A 17,586-nucleotide genomic window follows, 5' to 3' on the forward strand; every position below is an offset into this window, starting at 1 on the left:
GACAAAAGTGGTCTTTGAGCGTCATAAACCCACAATTACGTCAGTATTTCCATATTCCTAAGAATAAAGAAAGGAAATAGTCGGCTTAAGGAGAAGGCTGTTGAAAAAGTAAGCGTATGATTGTTTTTGATGTAATTGTTTTGAGTTCGAAATATATAACCTAATTTTTGCTAACTGATCTATTGGTGCGATGTTTAAAATTAAGCTTTTTATTATGGATATCAATTTATTATCTAAGAAAGTAAATAGATGAATAATGTCCGATTTTAGATGTAATTGCTTGAAAGTATTGAGAGCTTATTGCCTTGAAACAAAGGTATGGGTTGAGTTTTTGTTATGCTTCTGTATCATCAGCGCGCTAAATTTACCGATAATCGTTTCGTTCTCTAAATAATATAGAGCGTGATGTCGATAATGATGACGCTATCTGCTTGGAAGGGATCACCGCAGATATAAATGTTTCTTTGCTGGCTAAATGGTGACATGAAAAAAACAGCAAAGACAAACCGGAGTCAGAATGTCTGATTTAAGCAACACTATTAGTTCAACTTCCCGATCTTTTCCTCTTTCCAATTCTCAATCTGAATCAACCATAGATAAACTGAGTCTCAATAATCCGGCTTTGTGGTACAGCGGCGGCTTTATTTTGCTATTTGTTCTTCTTGCCTTGTTTGATGCTCCCACACTGTCTTGGTTGGTTAATATCGGCTTCACTTGGTCTGCACAAGTGTTTGGTCCTTATTGGCAAGTATTGATGCTAGCGACCTTTTTTATCGCGCTGTATTTGGCGGTTGGGCAAACTGGTCGTGTGGTATTAGGTGGTGATCATGCCCCTGATATGCCTAACTTTCGTTGGACGGCGATTTTATTTTGTACGTTATTAGCTGGTGGCGGTGTTTTTTGGGCGGCAGCCGAACCTATCGCTCATTTTGTTAGCGCTCCGCCGGTGTATGGAGCGACGGATGATCTTCAGCAACGAGCCATTAATGCCTTGTCACAAGCTTTTATGCATTGGGGCTTTTTAGCGTGGGCCATTGTTGGCAGTTTATCGACGATCGTGGTGATGCACCTTCACTATGATAAAGGCTTACCGTTGAAGCCGAGAATTTTGCTTTATCCTGTGCTTGGTGAAAAAGCGCTGAAAGGCCAAATTGGCGCGGCAATTGATGCATGTTGTATTGTTGCGGTCGCAGCGGGAACGATTGGCCCTATTGGCTTTTTAGGCTTACAAATTAGTTACGCATTGAATGAATTATTTGGCGTGCCAGATGGGTTTACTACCCAGTTAATCATTGTGCTCTTTACAATTGTGCTTTACACCTTATCGGCATTAAGTGGACTCAACCGCGGTATGCAAATGCTCAGCCGTTACAATGTGATTTTAGCGGTCGCCTTGATGATTTATATCCTTCTTTTTGGCCCAACAGGGTTTATTTTTGATGGGTATATTCAAGGTGTTGGCACCATGATTAATAACTTTATTCCCATGGCGACTTATCGTGGTGATGAAGCTTGGTTAAGTGGCTGGACGATTTTCTTCTGGGGATGGTTCATCGGTTATGCGCCGATGATGGCGATTTTTGTGGCTCGTATTTCACGTGGTCGCTCTATTCGTGAACTAATTGGTACCATTTGTATTGTGGCACCACTTGTGACTTGTTTCTGGTTCACCATCATCGGTGGCAGTGGCTTGGCATTTGAAATTTCAAATCCAGGTAGTGTCAGTTCGGCCTTCGAAGGGTTTAACTTACCGGGCGCGTTACTTGCTGTTACTCAACAACTGCCAATGCCGATGTTAATGTCGATCTTATTTTTGATATTGACCACTGTGTTTATTATTACAACTGGTGATTCGATGACATACACCATCAGCGTTGTAATGAGTGGTAAGACCGAGCCGAATGCGGGTATTCGTGCCTTTTGGGGAATTATGATGGGGGTAACCGCGATTATCTTGATTTCCTTAGGTTCTGGTGGCGTTTCTGCCTTGCAATCATTTATCGTGATCACTGCTGTGCCAGTATCCTTAATTCTGCTGCCATCATTGTGGAATGCGCCTCAAATGGCCAAGAAAATGGCAAAAGAGCAAGGTTTGATTTAGTCTTTACCATTGAAAATATTCAATATGAATCAAGAGACCAGCCTGAGTGTTGGTCTTTTTTTACTTGTGCCGCAAAATTCACTTCACCTTAATCTGTTCTGCTTAAGTGGCTGGGTGCGAATGCTACAATGACTAAATTTTAAAATATTTACCTCAATATTAAGGAAGATAATGAAGTGAAGAAATTTATGTTGATCCTATTAGTGGGTTTAGCCGTTGGACAATATTTTTCGAATCAAAAAGCTGTTGTGGCAAAAACTGAGTTTATCGAGATGGACAGTCAACCAGTGCCAGTAAATAAAGTTAATAGATATCAATGTGATGGGCGACAATATTGCTCGCAAATGACCTCTTACGATGAAGCTAAGTATTTTATTACTTATTGTCCTGATACCAAAATGGACGGCGATGGTGATGGGGTTCCATGCGAAAGGCAGTTTAATCGCTAGTCGGAAATCATAATATGTAATGGTTATTTTTATTGTCGCGAAAAGCGATAATGAAAAGCCGCCAGATCGATTGCGATCTGGCGGATTTTTTCATGCGCGAGAGAATGGTTTTATTGCTGATGGATTATTTTGCCATCCATTCAATTTGTTCATTTGCGCGAATTGGTACCACGACGTCTGCACCAAATGGCATGGTTGCTGGAACATCCCATGCGGACTTTTCAAGCGTGATGGTATCTGAATTTCGAGCAATACCATAAAAGTCTGGGCCATTGTGGCTGGCAAACGCTTCTAAGTTTTCTAACTTGCCTTCTTTATCAAAGACTTCAGCATATAACTCAACAGCAGCATGGGCAGTGTAAGAGCCAGCACAACCGCATGCGGTTTCTTTTTTGCCTTGTGCGTGCGGCGCAGAATCTGTGCCTAAGAAGAATTTTTTGGAGCCAGAGGTAGCGGCTTCAATTAAGGCTTGCTGATGGCTGCCACGTTTTAAGATCGGTAAACAATAGAAGTGAGGGCGAATGCCGCCAACTAACATGTGATTACGGTTGAATAGCAAGTGGTGAGCGGTGATGGTTGCCGCAACGTTATCACCAGCTTGGTTCACAAACTCAACCGCTTCACGAGTCGTGATGTGCTCTAATACGATTTTAAGGTGTGGGAAGTCATTGACGATAGGTGCAAGCACGGTTTCTAAAAAGGTCTTTTCACGATCGAAGATATCCACATCGTGAGTAGTCACTTCGCCGTGAATCAATAGCAGCATGCCCACTTCAGCCATCGTTTCTAATACTGGATAGATTTTCTTAGCATCAGTGACACCAGAATCTGAGTTTGTTGTCGCGCCAGCAGGGTAGAGTTTACATGCGACCACTTTGCCAGAGGCGTGAGCTTCACGGATATCTTCAGGCGTCGTGTTGTCAGTGAGGTAGAGCGCCATCAGTGGTTCAAAGGTATCGCTGTGGTTATGTGCCATGATGCGTTCGCGATAATCAAGCGCCATTTGTAAGTTGGTTACAGGTGGCACAGTATTAGGCATGATTAACGCACGACCATTGTAGCGGCTAATATCTTTCACGGTATTGGCTAACGCGTCACCATCGCGTAAGTGAACGTGCCAATCATCCGGGCGTGTAATGGTCAAAGTTGTCATGTTCCCACCTCATTAATCAATTCAAAGCTAAAAAGCAAACGCTTTCGTGTGGGTCGGAATGATAGGATAAATATCCTTGTTTTTCACCTTATTTTATCGCTTTAGTACTTATCTCAAGGTCAGTAATTCTGATACTCTTTAAAACAAGTCGCGCAAAATAAAAGATTTAGAAAAGGAAGAGTGATGAGTCAGTCGGAGCATGGAAAATCGGAATTAGAGAAAAAACTCGCCAAAATAGAAGCCACATTAGGATTAGAGCCAATGCAAGATGCGATATTAGATACGATTAATGTTTACCCAGTTAAATCGATTACTGGTGTTGAATTGTCATCTGCGTGGGTAGAAACGCAAGGGTTAGTCTTTGACCGCCGTTTGATGGTAGCGGATATGAATGGCCGTATGGTGACCGCTCGCGAACATCATCAAATGTTGCGCGTAAAATCAGCATTGCACCCACGTGGGTTAGTGCTTACCTACCCAGAAGCCAAAGAGCCACTTGTGTTACGGTTTGATGAGTTTGATATGACTGAAGTCGAATGCACGGTGTGGTCCGATACCTTTACCTCTTATGCTACTCATGAGCAAGCCAATCAATGGTTCAGCTTTATTATGGGTAAGCCGGTTCAATTGCTTTTTACTGGAGAGCAGTCAAACCGTCAGCGTGAAAAAATTCAAACCAATGTCAGTTTTGCCGATGGTTACCCATTGTTGCTGATCAGTCAGGCTTCACTTGATGAATTGAATGCACGTAGCCCACAAGGACTTCAGCATAGTATGGCGCAATTTCGCCCAAATATTGTGGTGTCAGATACCGATGCGTTTGTTGAAGATGGCTGGAAACGTATCCGTATTGGCGAAGTTGAGTTTGAAATTGTGAAACCTTGTATGCGTTGCGTGCTCACCACGGTTAACCCAAAAACTGCCATGCGCAGTGAAAAGAACGAGCCTTTAAATACGTTATCTAAATTTCGCGCAGATGAAACCGGTGGCATTTTCTTTGGTCAGAATGTGGTGGCTAAAAATGAAGGTATGATCCGCGCGGGAGATGTGGTTGAAGTATTGGAAACCAAAGAAAAAGAATATTACCCAGATACCAGCCAAGATGTCGTAGAAGTTGAACCCGTTAAAAAGGTGACGATTAGTATTGATGGTAATGTATTTGAAGGTGACAACCAATCGAGTTTGCTCGAACAAGCAGAAAAAGCGGGCGTTGCTGTTGCAAACAGTTGCCGCTCTGGTTTTTGTGGTACTTGCAAAATGACACTGGAATCCGGCAAGGTCGACCAACCTGACATGCCAGCCTTGTTTCCTGGTGAGATTGATGAAGGCAAAGTGTTGGCGTGTTGTTGTGTACCGAAGTCAGATGTTGAGCTCGTCAGCTGATCACCGTTTATCAATTGAAGCGGTCATTCTCAACCGCTTCACGAGAATCTCTATTCTTTTTCTTATCCTATTTATATTTAAAGAGAGTGGTTTATGACCAAACCCGATATTAAGTTTATTGCCTCCGATATGGATGGCACCTTGCTGGATGAAAATAGCCAATTGGATCCTAAGTTTTATGAAGTCTATGAGAAGCTAGAAGCTAATGGCATCATGTTTGCGGCTGCTTCAGGTCGTCAGTACTACAGCCTGGCTGAAACCTTTGCGCCATTGAAAGCCCGCATGTTCTTTATTGCTGAAAATGGCACTTTAGTGATGCATAAAGGGCAAGAACTTTATAGTTGCACCATCGAACGTTCTGAAATTGACGCGATTGTTAATACTGCCCGAAGTATTGATGGCGCATACCTAGTGTTGTGCGGTAAACGTTCCGCCTATATTGAAACGCAAGATCCTCAAGCGTTAGAAGAGTTCGCGAAATATTACCACCGTTGTGAATCAGTCGAGGATGTCTTAACGGTAGAGGACGATTTCATCAAAGTCGCTATTTGCCATTTCGGTGGTACAGAGTCATTGGTCTTCCCAACCATCAATCAATATTTTGGTGAAACTCATCAAGTGGTGGTTAGTGGAAAAATTTGGTTGGATGTTATGAATGCCAAAGCGTCAAAAGGTGCAGCTATTCAACATCTGCAAAACACGCTTGGTTTTAGTTATGAACAAACTATGAGCTTTGGTGACTACTTCAATGATGTTGAAATGCTGCAACAAAGCTATCATTCTTATGCCGTTGAAAACGCCCATGAAGGCGTTAAGAAGTATGCTCGTTTTACCGCACCAAGTAATAAAGAATCGGGTGTATTGCAGGTAATTGAAAATCTATTTAAATAAATTTGTATGAATTTGAGGTTTTCATATTAATTAATGATTAATTTGAGAGTCGTTAAGTATTTAAAGGCAGATATCGATACAGCGATGTTTGTTTTTTAAGTTATTGTAATTTATGGTTTATTCTGTTTTTCTAGACATGTTATAGCGGTGAGAGTATTTCAATTTGGGGCGATTAATTTTAATCACATATTATTAATAAGGTTTTATTGTCAGTTTTTCGCCCATTATACTTATAATTTTTGAGGATTTTTCCTATATAAGTTAAACGTTAAAATGGACGCTAATTATGTTTAGTTTAAAACCTCAATCTTTTGGTAACGCACTAATAATCGACACCCACCCTTTGGTATTCAATTCTGTATCTACTTTACTTCATTCAATGAATCGATTTGACAATATATTTGTCCATACAGATATCACTAGTCCCCTAAAGTTATTTTCTGAAATTGATATCAATTTTATTATCATGGATATCGAGTTAGGTAGTTTAGACTCCGATGGTTTTGAGTTTTTACGTTTAGCGAGAAACCATGGTTTTTCAGGGAAAATATTGTATTTAACCTCGAATGAAGGAGAAGATTATACATCGATGGCCTATCAAATAGGTGCTAATGGGTGTATCAATCAATTAGAAAAGCTATCGATTATCAGGGATTCAATTGAAAGAATTTGTTTAGGATATTCAGTATTTAAAAGCCATACTCCGAATTCTTTGTACTCTACAGATAATGTTCGTCTTTCTAAGCGCGAAGCTATGGTTTTGGGATATTTGCTTAAAGGGTGTCGAAACACTGAGATTTCTGAACATCTCTCAATTAACCCGAAAACAGTGAGCACTTACAAAATAAGAATTCTTAATAAATATAAAGCTTCATCAATTGTTGAGTTGATGCGGAAAAAAGTCGCGTTAAATTATTCAATCGCATCTGTTGTTGATAGTGATGTGGAGTTGGAAGCTTAAGCTCGCTACTTACCTCAATATATGGTGAGTGATTTATAATCAATATTGTTTGAAGTGCCCACTAAATATTAGTGAGCACTTCAAGTATGTTTATTCTGTATCGATTTTTATCTGTTTCTACGAGCTGATTGCTACTGACTTCTTCAAAGTAACCAGCTTTGGTAATACTAGGCCAGCAATAACAATGGCCACCCCCACTAATTGTAGGCTTGTTACACTTTGCCCCAGTATAAATGACGTTAACATGGCAAAGATTGGCACAAAGTTAAAAAAGAGCGAAGCGGTTGCTGAGCCGAGTTGGCGTATACCATCTAACCATAATAAGTAGCCTGCTACCGTGCCAAATAAACCGATATAAACAACTTCTGTGATACCGATAATAGAGCTATTCCATAATTCTTTTAAAGGATGAACTTCAGGTGTAAGTAAGCACATGCTACCAATAACTACTACACCACTAATCATGCCGATTAAAGTATAAGGGACAACTGGCAGCCACTTACTGATCCCTTGACTGAAATAAGTATACAAACTCCAAGCAATCATGCCTGAAAAAATAAGCTTATCACCATGATTGATTTGTAAGTTTATTAATGTATCTAGATTTCCATTGGTGATCACTAATAAGACGCCAGATAAACTGACCAATAAGCTAAAACATTGCGCTTTCGAGGGTAATGCTCGATGCGCAATACTGGCGATGAGCGAGGTCATTAATGGGCTAAGTGCCATGATCAATGAACCATTGGTTGCGCTGGTATAAGCGAGCCCGGTAAACAACCCAAGGTTTAATCCACCAACACCCACGGCGCTAACTGCAAACACCCACAGCCACTGTTTCGTGGTGAGTAATATTTTAGGGCTACGAATGAGCTTGATATAAACGGTTAGACAACTGGCCGCGATCGCAAATCGCCAAAAAACCAAAGTTAAAGCATGAACTTCATCGAGCGCATTTTTACCTATTGGGAAGGTGCTGCCCCAAAAAAAAGTACAAAGTACCAGTAGAAGTACGGCTTTGGTGGTGCTGGTAAGAGTCATCCATTATTCCTATTGCTTGTCATTTAGGTTCAAGTCTATTAGTTTCAATAAATAGATAAAGAGGCAAAAATAAGACAGGAAATCCCATATATGAAATCTAATTATTCGCTTGATGATCTACGTTATTTTTGTACTGTAGCACGGTTAAAAAGTTTTAAGTTGGCGGCGGATGATTTATCGATCCCTTTGTCCACGTTAAGTCGAAGGATCCAGCAACTAGAACATCATTTACAATTGAGATTGCTTAACCGAGATGCGCACCGTGTCTCTTTAACTAGCATTGGCGAGCTTTATTACCAACGTTCTTATCCATTATTTAATGAGTTAAATGATATTGGTGAGGAGTTGTATGCGGAAAAGCATCACGCAAAAGGCAAAATTCGTGTCAGTGCACCGATTAATGCAGGTACTCAATTTCTACGTACTATTTTTTACGACTTCTTACTTGAATATCCTGATATACAGCTCGATCTCCATTTCTCCAATACCTTAATTGATATTGAAGGCGAAGCGATGGATGTGGTGTTTCGAGTAGGAAATCCTGTGGCGGATAACTGGATTGCTAGGCCACTTAAAGATGTCCATTTTATTTTATGTACGAATCCCAAGCATGACATTGCCGCGATTAAGCAACCGTCGGATTTATGTGGTCAGCCAGTGATCATTTGCCATCCAATGTCTATTTGGCAATTAGTGAATATGCAGAGTGGTCAAGAATATGATTATCAAGCGCTGCAAGGTATTCGATTAGAAGTTGATGAAATTCAAATGCTGACTCACGGTGTTAAAGCCGGCTTAGGGATCGGCTATATTCCGGATTATTATGCGTTGCCTATGATTGAACAGGGCGAGTTGCAGCATGTCTTGCCTGAATGGCGCAGTAAAGTGAGAACGTTATTTTTGTTGTATCGAGATCGGGAACATTTACCGATGCGAGTGCGCTTATTTGTCGAGTTTGTGCTCGCTCGATTTAATTAACGGGCAGTAAAAAGCCCCTCACAACGGGGTTGAGAGGGGCTTGTATCATGTGTAACGTCATTTAATACGATGACGGATCATGGTTTATGACTATTTAAGGTCAAAGCGATCCAGTTCCATCACTTTCGTCCACGTTTTCACAAAGTCTTTGACAAACTTCTCTTTGGCATCGCTTGAGGCATACACTTCAGCAACCGCACGAAGTTGAGAGTTTGAACCAAACACTAGATCTGCACGAGTGGCTTGCCATTTTGCTTCGCCAGTCTTACGGTCTGTGCCTTGGTAGACTTTTTTATCATCACCAACGGCTTTCCATTCGGTGTTCATATCGAGCAGGTTAACAAAGAAGTCATTGCTTAATGTTTCTTTCTTATCGGTGAACACACCGTAATCGGTTTGGTTGTGGTTAGTGCCTAGCATACGTAGACCACCGACAAGTACCGTCATTTCTGGTGCCGTCAATGTCAGCAGTTGCGCTTTATCAACTAATAAAAATTCAGCTGGCGCTTTAGTTTTATCGCTATTGTAGTTACGGAAACCATCGGCAATTGGGTTCAAGTATTCAAATGAATCCACTTCGGTTTGCTCTTGGGTTGCATCAGCACGGCCTGGCGTGAATGGTGCTTCAATCTCAAAGCCTGCATTTTTAGCCGCTTGTTCTACCGCCACGTTACCTGCTAGTACAATTAAGTCAGCAAGAGAAACTTCTTTGCCACCAGATTGCGCTTGGTTAAACGCGGCTTGAATGCCTTCTAGTACCGCAATTACTTTCGCCGTTTGTTGTGGCTGGTTTGCTTCCCAATCTTTCTGTGGAGCAAGGCGAATACGCGCACCATTTACGCCACCACGCATATCAGACCCGCGGAAGGTTGAAGCTGCCGCCCACGCAGTTGAAGCCAGCTCTGATACTGATAGACCAGAATCGAGGATGTTTTTCTTTAATTCTGCTTGATCAGCTTTATCAATCAGAAGGTGCTTCGCTTCTGGGATTGGATCTTGCCAAATCAAATCTTCCGCTGGTACTTCTTGACCTAGGTAACGTGCTTTTGGACCCATATCACGGTGGGTTAGCTTGAACCAAGCACGAGCAAATGCTTCTTGGAACTCAAGTGGATTTTTCAAGAATCGACGAGAGATTTTTTCATACTCAGGGTCGAAACGCAGTGATAGATCGGTGGTGAGCATGCTTGGCTTGTGTTTTTTGCCTGCTTCAAATGCATCCGGCACATTTTCATCGTCTGTTTTAGCAACCCATTGCCAAGCACCTGCAGGGCTTTTCACTAGATCCCATTCGTAATTAAATAGGTTTTCTAAGAAGTAGTAGCTCCATTTGGTTGGTGTTTGAGTCCAAGTGACTTCAAGGCCAGAACCAATCGCATCACCGGCTTTACCTGTACCAAATGTGTTGTGCCAACCTAAACCTTGTTGTTCAATGTCTGCCGCTTCTGGATCGGCGCCTACATTATCCGCATCACCAGCACCATGAGTTTTACCGAAGGTGTGACCACCGGCAATCAAGGCGACGGTTTCTTCATCATTCATTGCCATACGAGCAAAGGTGTCGCGAATATCTGCCGCAGCAAGTAGAGGATCAGGCTTACCACCTGGACCTTCTGGATTTACGTAAATCAAGCCCATTTGCACCGCCGCAAGTGGATCATCTAAATCACGGTCGCCAGAGTAACGCTGGTCATCGGTTAGCCATTCGGTTTCTTTGCCCCAGTACACATCTTGCTCTGGTTCCCAAACATCTTTACGACCGCCAGCAAAGCCAAAGGTTTTGAAGCCCATAGACTCAAGAGCCACGTTACCCGTTAGGATGAACAAGTCAGCCCAAGAGATTTTCTTACCGTATTTTTGTTTGATAGGCCAAATTAAGCGACGTGCTTTATCTAGGTTAACGTTATCTGGCCAGCTGTTCAGTGGTGCGAAACGTTGTTGACCGGTACCACCGCCACCGCGACCGTCTTGCACGCGGTAAGTACCAGCACTGTGCCATGCCATACGGATAAATAGAGGCCCGTAATGGCCGAAATCTGCTGGCCACCATTCTTGAGAATCGGTCATTAAATCATGTAGATCTTTTTTTACTGCTTTTAGGTCAAGGCTAAGGAATTCTTTTTCGTAGTCAAAATCAGGGTCCATCGGATCTGATTTTTGACCCTGTTGATGAAGGACGGAAAGGTCAAGTTGGTTTGGCCACCAATCTTTGTTTTGAGTACCGGTTGCTGCAGTGTTACCACTATTATTTACATTGTTGCTACTGTGGAAAGGGCATTTTGATTCACTAGACATAGGTGTCTCCCTGTAGATTTGAGTAATTTTTTTGTTACATTCAAGTTACGCTTGTTCGTGATTCGTTACCAATCGGAATTATCGATACTATCCATAGATAATTCCGTATTAATGGCAAGGGTTTATAGTTTTTGATATTACATTACGTAAAGTTATGGGTAATGTGACGTATGATTCATCTTTGATATTGTTGTTACCTGCTTTATTTCCACTCATTTAACTCAGATAAAAGGATAGAACCTAAAATATAAAAAACGGCGAATTAATGTCATCTTGAAAAAATAGTCTAAAACCTCAAACAGCTTAGGCATAAATTGGTTACAATAAGCTATCTATTTAATGTTTTGAGATATTCGATGCCATTTTCTACATTGGGATTAAGTCCTTCCATCCTGCAAGCCGTTGCTGAGCAAGGTTATGACAAACCAACTGAGATTCAACGTAAAGCAATTCCTATCATTCTAGATGGAAAAAACTTAATTGCCGCTGCGCAAACCGGTACGGGTAAAACCGCGAGTTTTGTCTTGCCAATTTTAGAGCAGTTGAGCCGCGGTCAAACCCAGCGTAAAAAACGCATTCGAGCTTTAATTCTAGTGCCTACTCGCGAACTTGCTATTCAGGTGAATGAAAATATTCAAGCCTATGGCAAACATCTGAATCTAACCTCGTTGGCGATGTATGGTGGTGTGGATTACGCGCCGCAGAAACAAGCGTTAATCGATGGGGTCGATATTCTGGTGGCAACCCCTGGTCGTTTGATTGATTTATACGGCCAGCATTCTGTGCATTTTGATGAAGTGGAAATGTTGGTATTAGATGAAGCCGACCGTATGTTGGATATGGGCTTTATTGAAGACATTAATAAAATCTTAGCGCGCCTACCTGAAAACATTCAAAACTTGCTGTTTTCTGCGACACTTTCAAACCCCGTTCGTGAGTTAGCCCGCACGGCAATTAGCGATCCTGAAGAAATTGTAATCGCGAAACATCAAGCCTCAAAAGACTCAATCAACCAGTATCTCATTACAGTAGATAAAGATAAAAAGTCAGCCTTGTTGAGTCATTTATTGGCTGAGCGAGACTGGTCTCAAGTGTTGATCTTTATCGGCACAAAGCATGGCGCGGCGAAATTGGTTTCTCAGTTAGAAAAACGCGGCATTGCAGCAGAAGCCATCCACAGTGGGCGTAATCAAGCTTCACGTGCGCGTGTTTTGGATGAGTTCAAACAAGGTAAAGTGAAATATTTAGTGGCAACGGGTGTGGCAGCGCGGGGGATTGATATCGATGATCTACCGTGCGTGATTAACTATGATATGCCTTTCCCCGCCGATGAATATGTTCACCGAATTGGCCGTACTGGCCGTGCCGGCGCCAAAGGTGAAGCGGTGTCTTTAGTCTCGCGCGACGACTTTAAAAACCTATGCATGATTGAAAGCCGCCTTGGTCATTTAATTAAGCGCCAAACCGTGGATGGATTCACGCCACAAAAAGAAGTGCCAATTTCTATTCTTAATTATGTTCCTAAGCATAAGCGCGAAAAGCAACAAGATAGAGACTAGTCAATAGGTTGCTCTAAATACAGACGCTTCACTTTTTTATAAGGCTGTCTCCGATGAGATGTTTTTATATTAAGAGTGGGGCGTTTTTATTTTTCATATTGATATAAATTATTCTGCGAACCATACAGCTCAATCACATTAATTAGCTCAAAGCCGAGTTTTTTCAGTAACCCATTTGATGGCACATTATCTAACATAGTGATGGCTTGTACTGCATTGAGTGAGTGTTGCTTCATTCCTTGTTCTAGTACGGATTTCGCGGCCTCAAAACCATACCCTTTATTACTGTAATTACTCAATAATGCGTAGCCAATATCCGGCAGAGACAACTCTTCTCGTTTGATTAGTCCACACATGCCAATTGGAGTATTGGTGCTCTTTTCTATTACTAAATTTAAGCCAAAGCCGTGAACCTTATAGCTGCGAATCGGGCCTTGAGTTAAGTATTGAATCGCATCATCGAGCGTACGGACTTTTTTATCGCCAATATAACGAAGAAACGAGGGTTGATTTAAGAGTTGAACAATAAATGCGGCGTCATCAAGAGTAAAATGCTGGATGGTAAGATGGTCGGTTTGGCAAATGATGGTCATGAAAGGATTTTTTCCATTTTATAATTAATAAACGACTGGCCACGGAGTGAAACGGAAAGGTTTCTTTTGTCGGTCAATCACTCGTTTACTTTGTTCTGATATTTAGCAATATAGATCTACTTCACTATTTTTAATATTTGTTTTTATTTTATAAATGAATACTAAATCTTTTCTTTGTATCTACCCACAAATTTTCACCGTTAAGTTTCAACGTATTAAGTGATGGCATGTTACTTAATACGTTAAGAGATGTTCATGTCAATGGAAATAAATTATGTGAATTTCTCTCAAATTGAGACTTTTTATATCATTTTAGTTTGACGGTTCTCGATTTCGTGCATAAGTTTAATCAAAGTGAAATATCTTCACGATAAGTAAATATATTTCATTTAAGTGAAAATATCTCAATCTGAAGCTTGCTGATGGAATGACAAGCTGATGGCAGTAGGTTGAATGTTCATAATCCCGCATAAAAAGGAGAATGGGATGAGCAAGTTACAAGCTATGACGAGAAAAATACACCTAGTAACGGCCACTGTAGCACTGTTTATTTTATCGGTTGCTTCGCCTGTATCGGCTGAAACCAAAGCACCGGCTGCATTTAAATGCAAACCTGGAGAAACCTATTACATGAACGTGATGGTTTCAGGGGTCGAATATTGGTTTCCTGTTTATGAAATGATGAAACAAGCTGCCCAATCTATGGGTTGTAAGACGGTTTATACCGGCACACCAGAATACGATGTAAATAAACAGTTGGCCTCTTTTGAGCAAATTTTGGCTAAAAAACCTGCTGGTATTTTACTGCATCCAATGAACCCTGACCCATTTATTGAGCCTATCAACCGAGCAGCGGAAATGGGGATCCCTGTGGTGACATTTGCTGCAGACTCTCCCAATAGTAAACGTGTTTCTTTTATTACCTCTGATAATTATCAAGAAGGTAAGTTTGCTGCGGATGCTGTTGCTGAAGATATGGGAGGAAAAGGTGAATACGCGGTACTAGAAAATCCAGGTCAGGATAACCATGACCGTCGTGTTAGTGCCTTTATCGCGCGTATGGAAGAGAAGTGGCCGGATATGAAGCTAGTTTCTCGTGCTGCGAGTAATACCGATGCGGTTAAGGCGTATAACGCGGTTATGACGATTGCACAAGCTCACCCTAATTTAGGTGCAGTGTTTATGCCAGAAGCTACTTCAGCGATGGGGGCGGCTCAAGCTGGTAAAGAACTTGGTGGGAAAATTCGTATTTTCAATGCCGATGTGAACGCCAAAATACTGGATATGATCAAGCAAGGTGAAATCTTTGGAGCGGTTAATCCAAACCAAGGCATGCAGGGTTATATGGGGATGATGTTGCTATATATGGCAGCTCACCCAAGCATGATTGATCCTATGAATGATCATAAACGCTCCGGCTATAACCCAATGGGGGTTCCCTTTGTGGATAATGGATTTTCCATTGTTACCAAAGATAATGCGGATGACTTCTATTGGGATAAATACCTAGAGAAGCGTGGTACCAAAGGAATTAACGAGTAATTTTATTTGGCTGAGGCCTGATGTATAGGCCTCTTTCATCAATCGTTCATGGAGGAAGTATGGTGGATTTTTCCAATCAAATACCGGTCCTTGAGATTAAAAATGTTACCAAAACCTTTGGCTCAACCGCAGCGTTAAACTCAATCAATTTTGAACTCCTACCTGGTGAAATACATGCAGTGGCGGGGGAAAATGGTGCAGGAAAGTCTACATTGATGAAAATCATCGATGGCATTCATCAACCTGACAGTGGTGAAATATACATTAAAGGCGAAAAAGTGATCGTAAAAAACCCTTTGATTGCACAGCAATTGGGTATTGGATTCGTTCATCAAGAAATCGCTTTATGCACTGATGTTTCAGTGGCTGAAAACATCATGATGGCAAAAATTAACACTTCAACAGGCTGGTTTATTGATTATAAAGCTTTATATAAAGAAGCGTATGAAGCAATTAATCAACTCGCGGACATTGATCCTAAAAAGAAAGTATTAGATTTAACCATTTCGAATCAACAGTTGGTAGAAATTGCTAAGGCACTAGTCCTTGATTGCAAAATTCTGATCCTTGATGAACCAACAGCGGCTCTAACCGACCAAGAAACCGATATATTATTTGCCATCATGCAAAGGCTAAAAGCTCAAGGTATTAGCATTATTTATATTAGTCATCGTATGGCTGAAATCTTTGAACAGTGCGACCGAGTAAGCGTATTTCGTGATGGGTATTATATTGATACCAAAAGAATTTGCGATACCACTCCTCAAGCGATAGTGCAAAGCCTGGTAGGGCGTGAGATTCATAACCTATACCCACCTAAATTTTCTGGATTATTAGAAACGACCCCTGTGATTTTAAATGCGGAACATTTGTCTGATGGTCATCGTTTTAATGATGTGAGTTTTAACGTTTATCAAGGTGAGATTTTGGGCATTGCAGGTCTTATCGGAGCGGGACGTTCTGAAATGGTTCAGGGCTTATGCGGGCTCCGCCAAAAGAGCAGTGGCGTTGTGATGTTCAATGATAAAGCAATCAAGATTAATGGTTATCGAGATGCGATTGAACAGGGAATTGTTTACTTATCCGAAGATCGTAAGGAAGAAGGTTTATTTCTTGAACTGTCTATTTTATCTAATGTATCGGCCTTGAAACTTGAACAAGTGTCAGTACATGGATTGATTAATAAGGATAAAGAGTTTGAACAAGCACAAAAACTTACTAAGCAGCTAAATCTAAAAAGCGGCAGTCTATATCACAAGGTTTCGTCATTAAGCGGTGGTAATCAACAGAAAGTCGCTTTAGCCAAAATCTTATCGGTGAATCCTAAACTCATCATCCTAGATGAACCGACTCGAGGCATTGATGTGGGGGCTAAAACAGAAATCCACCAATTGATTCGAGATCTGGCTAATAAAGGTATTGGCATTATTGTGATTTCTTCGGAGTTGCCTGAAATCATAGGCTTAAGTGACAGAGTGATGGTAATGAGGGAGTCCTATCAGATGGGAACACTGAGCGGAGATCAGATTACTGAGCAGAATATTATGCAATTAGCCTCTGGTGCTGAAAGCTTATTATCCGACGCTGTGCACGCGTAATACAGGAGAAATCATAATGACTATTGAGAATGTATCTACACATAAAACCACGGCACAGAACAAAAAACGATCACTAGGTGAAATGCTGGTTGAGTTTAGCCAGATGAGGGAATTCACCTTACTGCTTATTATAGTAGTGATGTTTATTGGGATGAGTTTTGCGTCTCCTTATTTTCTTACTTGGGCGAATATGAAAGCGATGCTTTTATCGTTTTCAACCGAAGGCATTGTTGTGGTGGGGATGACAATGCTATTGATTGTGGGAGGGATTGATCTGTCGGTTGGGGCGGTGATGTGTTTGGCCATGGTGGTTGCAGGTAAGCTGTTTATGCTTGGCATGAACCCTTGGTTGGCAAGCCTTGCCTCTATCGGTTTTAGCGGCTTTATCGGTTGGTTAATGGGGCTGTGTGTTACTCGGTTAGGATTACATCACTTTATTGTGACCCTAGCGTTTATGGGATTGGCCCGTGGGGCGAGTATGATCATCACTCAGGGCACACCTATTTCTTTATTTACTCTACCAGCTGAGTTTAAGTTTATTGGGCAAGGTACTTTGTTTGGTGTGCCATTTTCAATCATCATTTTCTTTATCGTTATTATTATCAGTGATTTCTTACTCCGTAACGCCAAGGCTTTTCGTAAGATTTTCTATACCGGTAGTAATGAAAAAGCCGCTCAATATTCCGGCGTTAATACCAATAAAATCAAGCTGTATGTAACTGTTCTCTCATCTGCTCTGTGTGGATTGGCTGGAATCATTTATATGTCTAAATTTGGCGCAGCGACGCCGAACTTCGGCGTGGGGTTAGAGTTGAACATTATTGCGGCAGCGGTGATTGGCGGCGCAAGCCTTAAAGGTGGTGAAGGCACGATTTTTGGCGCAATTCTAGGTATTGCACTGCTTAGTGTGGTCTCTAGTTCTTTGATGCTTTTAGATGTGTCGGTGTATTGGCAGGAGTTTATTAAAGGGTTGATCTTACTCGCGGCCGTTGCGGTTGACCATCATATGCATCAGAAATCGAAAGCTAAGGCTTAAGGGGAT

The 17,586-nt window shown here is 41.4% G+C and carries 14 protein-coding genes; 10 read left to right on the forward strand and 4 right to left on the reverse strand.

Annotated features, from left to right (window positions below; genetic code table 11):
• Nucleotides 1-517 precede the first annotated feature (517 nt).
• Both VRUMOI_RS13020 and VRUMOI_RS13025 read left to right on the forward strand, forming a co-directional pair.
• Nucleotides 518-2,101, forward strand: a complete 1,584-nt coding sequence (locus VRUMOI_RS13020; protein ID WP_089139267.1) for a BCCT family transporter — start codon at nucleotides 518-520, stop codon at nucleotides 2,099-2,101.
• A gap of 176 nt (nucleotides 2,102-2,277) precedes the next feature.
• Complete coding sequence (locus VRUMOI_RS13025) at nucleotides 2,278-2,550, forward strand: excalibur calcium-binding domain-containing protein (protein WP_231897543.1); 273 nt, start codon at nucleotides 2,278-2,280, stop codon at nucleotides 2,548-2,550.
• Nucleotides 2,551-2,674: 124 nt separating this feature from the next.
• On the opposite strand, the gene pyrC is transcribed toward VRUMOI_RS13025, so the two are convergent.
• Nucleotides 2,675-3,703 carry a dihydroorotase gene (gene pyrC, locus VRUMOI_RS13030; protein WP_089139265.1) on the reverse strand — a complete coding sequence of 343 codons (1,029 nt, stop codon included), beginning with the start codon at nucleotides 3,701-3,703 and terminating at the stop codon, nucleotides 2,675-2,677.
• A 183-nt stretch (nucleotides 3,704-3,886) separates the two neighbouring features.
• Here pyrC and VRUMOI_RS13035 point away from each other — a divergent pair, with 183 nt between their 5' ends.
• The 3 genes from VRUMOI_RS13035 (at nucleotide 3,887) to VRUMOI_RS13045 (ending at nucleotide 6,938) form a co-directional block, all read left to right on the forward strand.
• Nucleotides 3,887-5,086, forward strand: a complete 1,200-nt coding sequence (locus tag VRUMOI_RS13035; RefSeq protein ID WP_089139264.1) for a YcbX family protein — start codon at nucleotides 3,887-3,889, stop codon at nucleotides 5,084-5,086.
• 93 nt (nucleotides 5,087-5,179) lie between these two features.
• On the forward strand, nucleotides 5,180-5,977 hold the full coding sequence (locus VRUMOI_RS13040) for a Cof-type HAD-IIB family hydrolase (protein ID WP_089139263.1): 798 nt from the start codon (nucleotides 5,180-5,182) through the stop codon (nucleotides 5,975-5,977).
• Between the two features lie 286 nt (nucleotides 5,978-6,263).
• Nucleotides 6,264-6,938, forward strand: coding sequence for a response regulator transcription factor (locus VRUMOI_RS13045; RefSeq protein WP_089139262.1), 675 nt, complete (start codon nucleotides 6,264-6,266; stop codon nucleotides 6,936-6,938).
• Between the two features lie 117 nt (nucleotides 6,939-7,055).
• Here the strand turns inward: VRUMOI_RS13045 and VRUMOI_RS13050 are convergent, their stop codons facing one another.
• Nucleotides 7,056-7,979, reverse strand: coding sequence for a DMT family transporter (locus tag VRUMOI_RS13050; protein WP_089139261.1), 924 nt, complete (start codon nucleotides 7,977-7,979; stop codon nucleotides 7,056-7,058).
• Between the two features lie 90 nt (nucleotides 7,980-8,069).
• On the opposite strand from VRUMOI_RS13050, the gene VRUMOI_RS13055 reads away from it, so the two are divergent.
• Entirely contained in the window at nucleotides 8,070-8,957 is an 888-nt protein-coding gene (locus VRUMOI_RS13055; protein WP_089139260.1) for a LysR family transcriptional regulator, read from the forward strand.
• Between the two features lie 90 nt (nucleotides 8,958-9,047).
• Here VRUMOI_RS13055 and katG read toward each other — a convergent pair whose 3' ends face one another.
• Nucleotides 9,048-11,252 carry a catalase/peroxidase HPI gene (gene katG / locus VRUMOI_RS13060; protein WP_089139259.1) on the reverse strand — a complete coding sequence of 735 codons (2,205 nt, stop codon included), beginning with the start codon at nucleotides 11,250-11,252 and terminating at the stop codon, nucleotides 9,048-9,050.
• A 356-nt stretch (nucleotides 11,253-11,608) separates the two neighbouring features.
• Here katG and VRUMOI_RS13065 point away from each other — a divergent pair, with 356 nt between their 5' ends.
• On the forward strand, nucleotides 11,609-12,811 hold the full coding sequence (locus VRUMOI_RS13065) for a DEAD/DEAH box helicase (RefSeq protein ID WP_089139258.1): 1,203 nt from the start codon (nucleotides 11,609-11,611) through the stop codon (nucleotides 12,809-12,811).
• A gap of 86 nt (nucleotides 12,812-12,897) precedes the next feature.
• Here the strand turns inward: VRUMOI_RS13065 and VRUMOI_RS13070 are convergent, their stop codons facing one another.
• A complete protein-coding gene (locus VRUMOI_RS13070) occupies nucleotides 12,898-13,404 on the reverse strand; it encodes a GNAT family N-acetyltransferase (RefSeq protein ID WP_089139257.1) in 507 nt (168 codons plus the stop codon).
• A 486-nt stretch (nucleotides 13,405-13,890) separates the two neighbouring features.
• On the opposite strand from VRUMOI_RS13070, the gene VRUMOI_RS13075 reads away from it, so the two are divergent.
• The 3 genes from VRUMOI_RS13075 to VRUMOI_RS13085 are packed head-to-tail and all read left to right on the forward strand — an operon-like array spanning nucleotide 13,891 to nucleotide 17,580.
• Nucleotides 13,891-14,946, forward strand: coding sequence for a substrate-binding domain-containing protein (locus VRUMOI_RS13075; RefSeq protein WP_231897544.1), 1,056 nt, complete (start codon nucleotides 13,891-13,893; stop codon nucleotides 14,944-14,946).
• 59 nt (nucleotides 14,947-15,005) lie between these two features.
• Entirely contained in the window at nucleotides 15,006-16,544 is a 1,539-nt protein-coding gene (locus tag VRUMOI_RS13080; RefSeq protein WP_089139256.1) for a sugar ABC transporter ATP-binding protein, read from the forward strand.
• Between the two features lie 16 nt (nucleotides 16,545-16,560).
• Nucleotides 16,561-17,580: an ABC transporter permease gene (locus VRUMOI_RS13085; protein ID WP_174208815.1), complete on the forward strand. Its 1,020-nt coding sequence runs from the start codon at nucleotides 16,561-16,563 to the stop codon at nucleotides 17,578-17,580.
• The last annotated feature ends 6 nt before the right edge of the window (nucleotides 17,581-17,586 follow it).

Source organism: Vibrio rumoiensis (genome assembly GCF_002218045.2).
In the GTDB taxonomy this organism is placed as follows: domain Bacteria; phylum Pseudomonadota; class Gammaproteobacteria; order Enterobacterales; family Vibrionaceae; genus Vibrio; species Vibrio rumoiensis.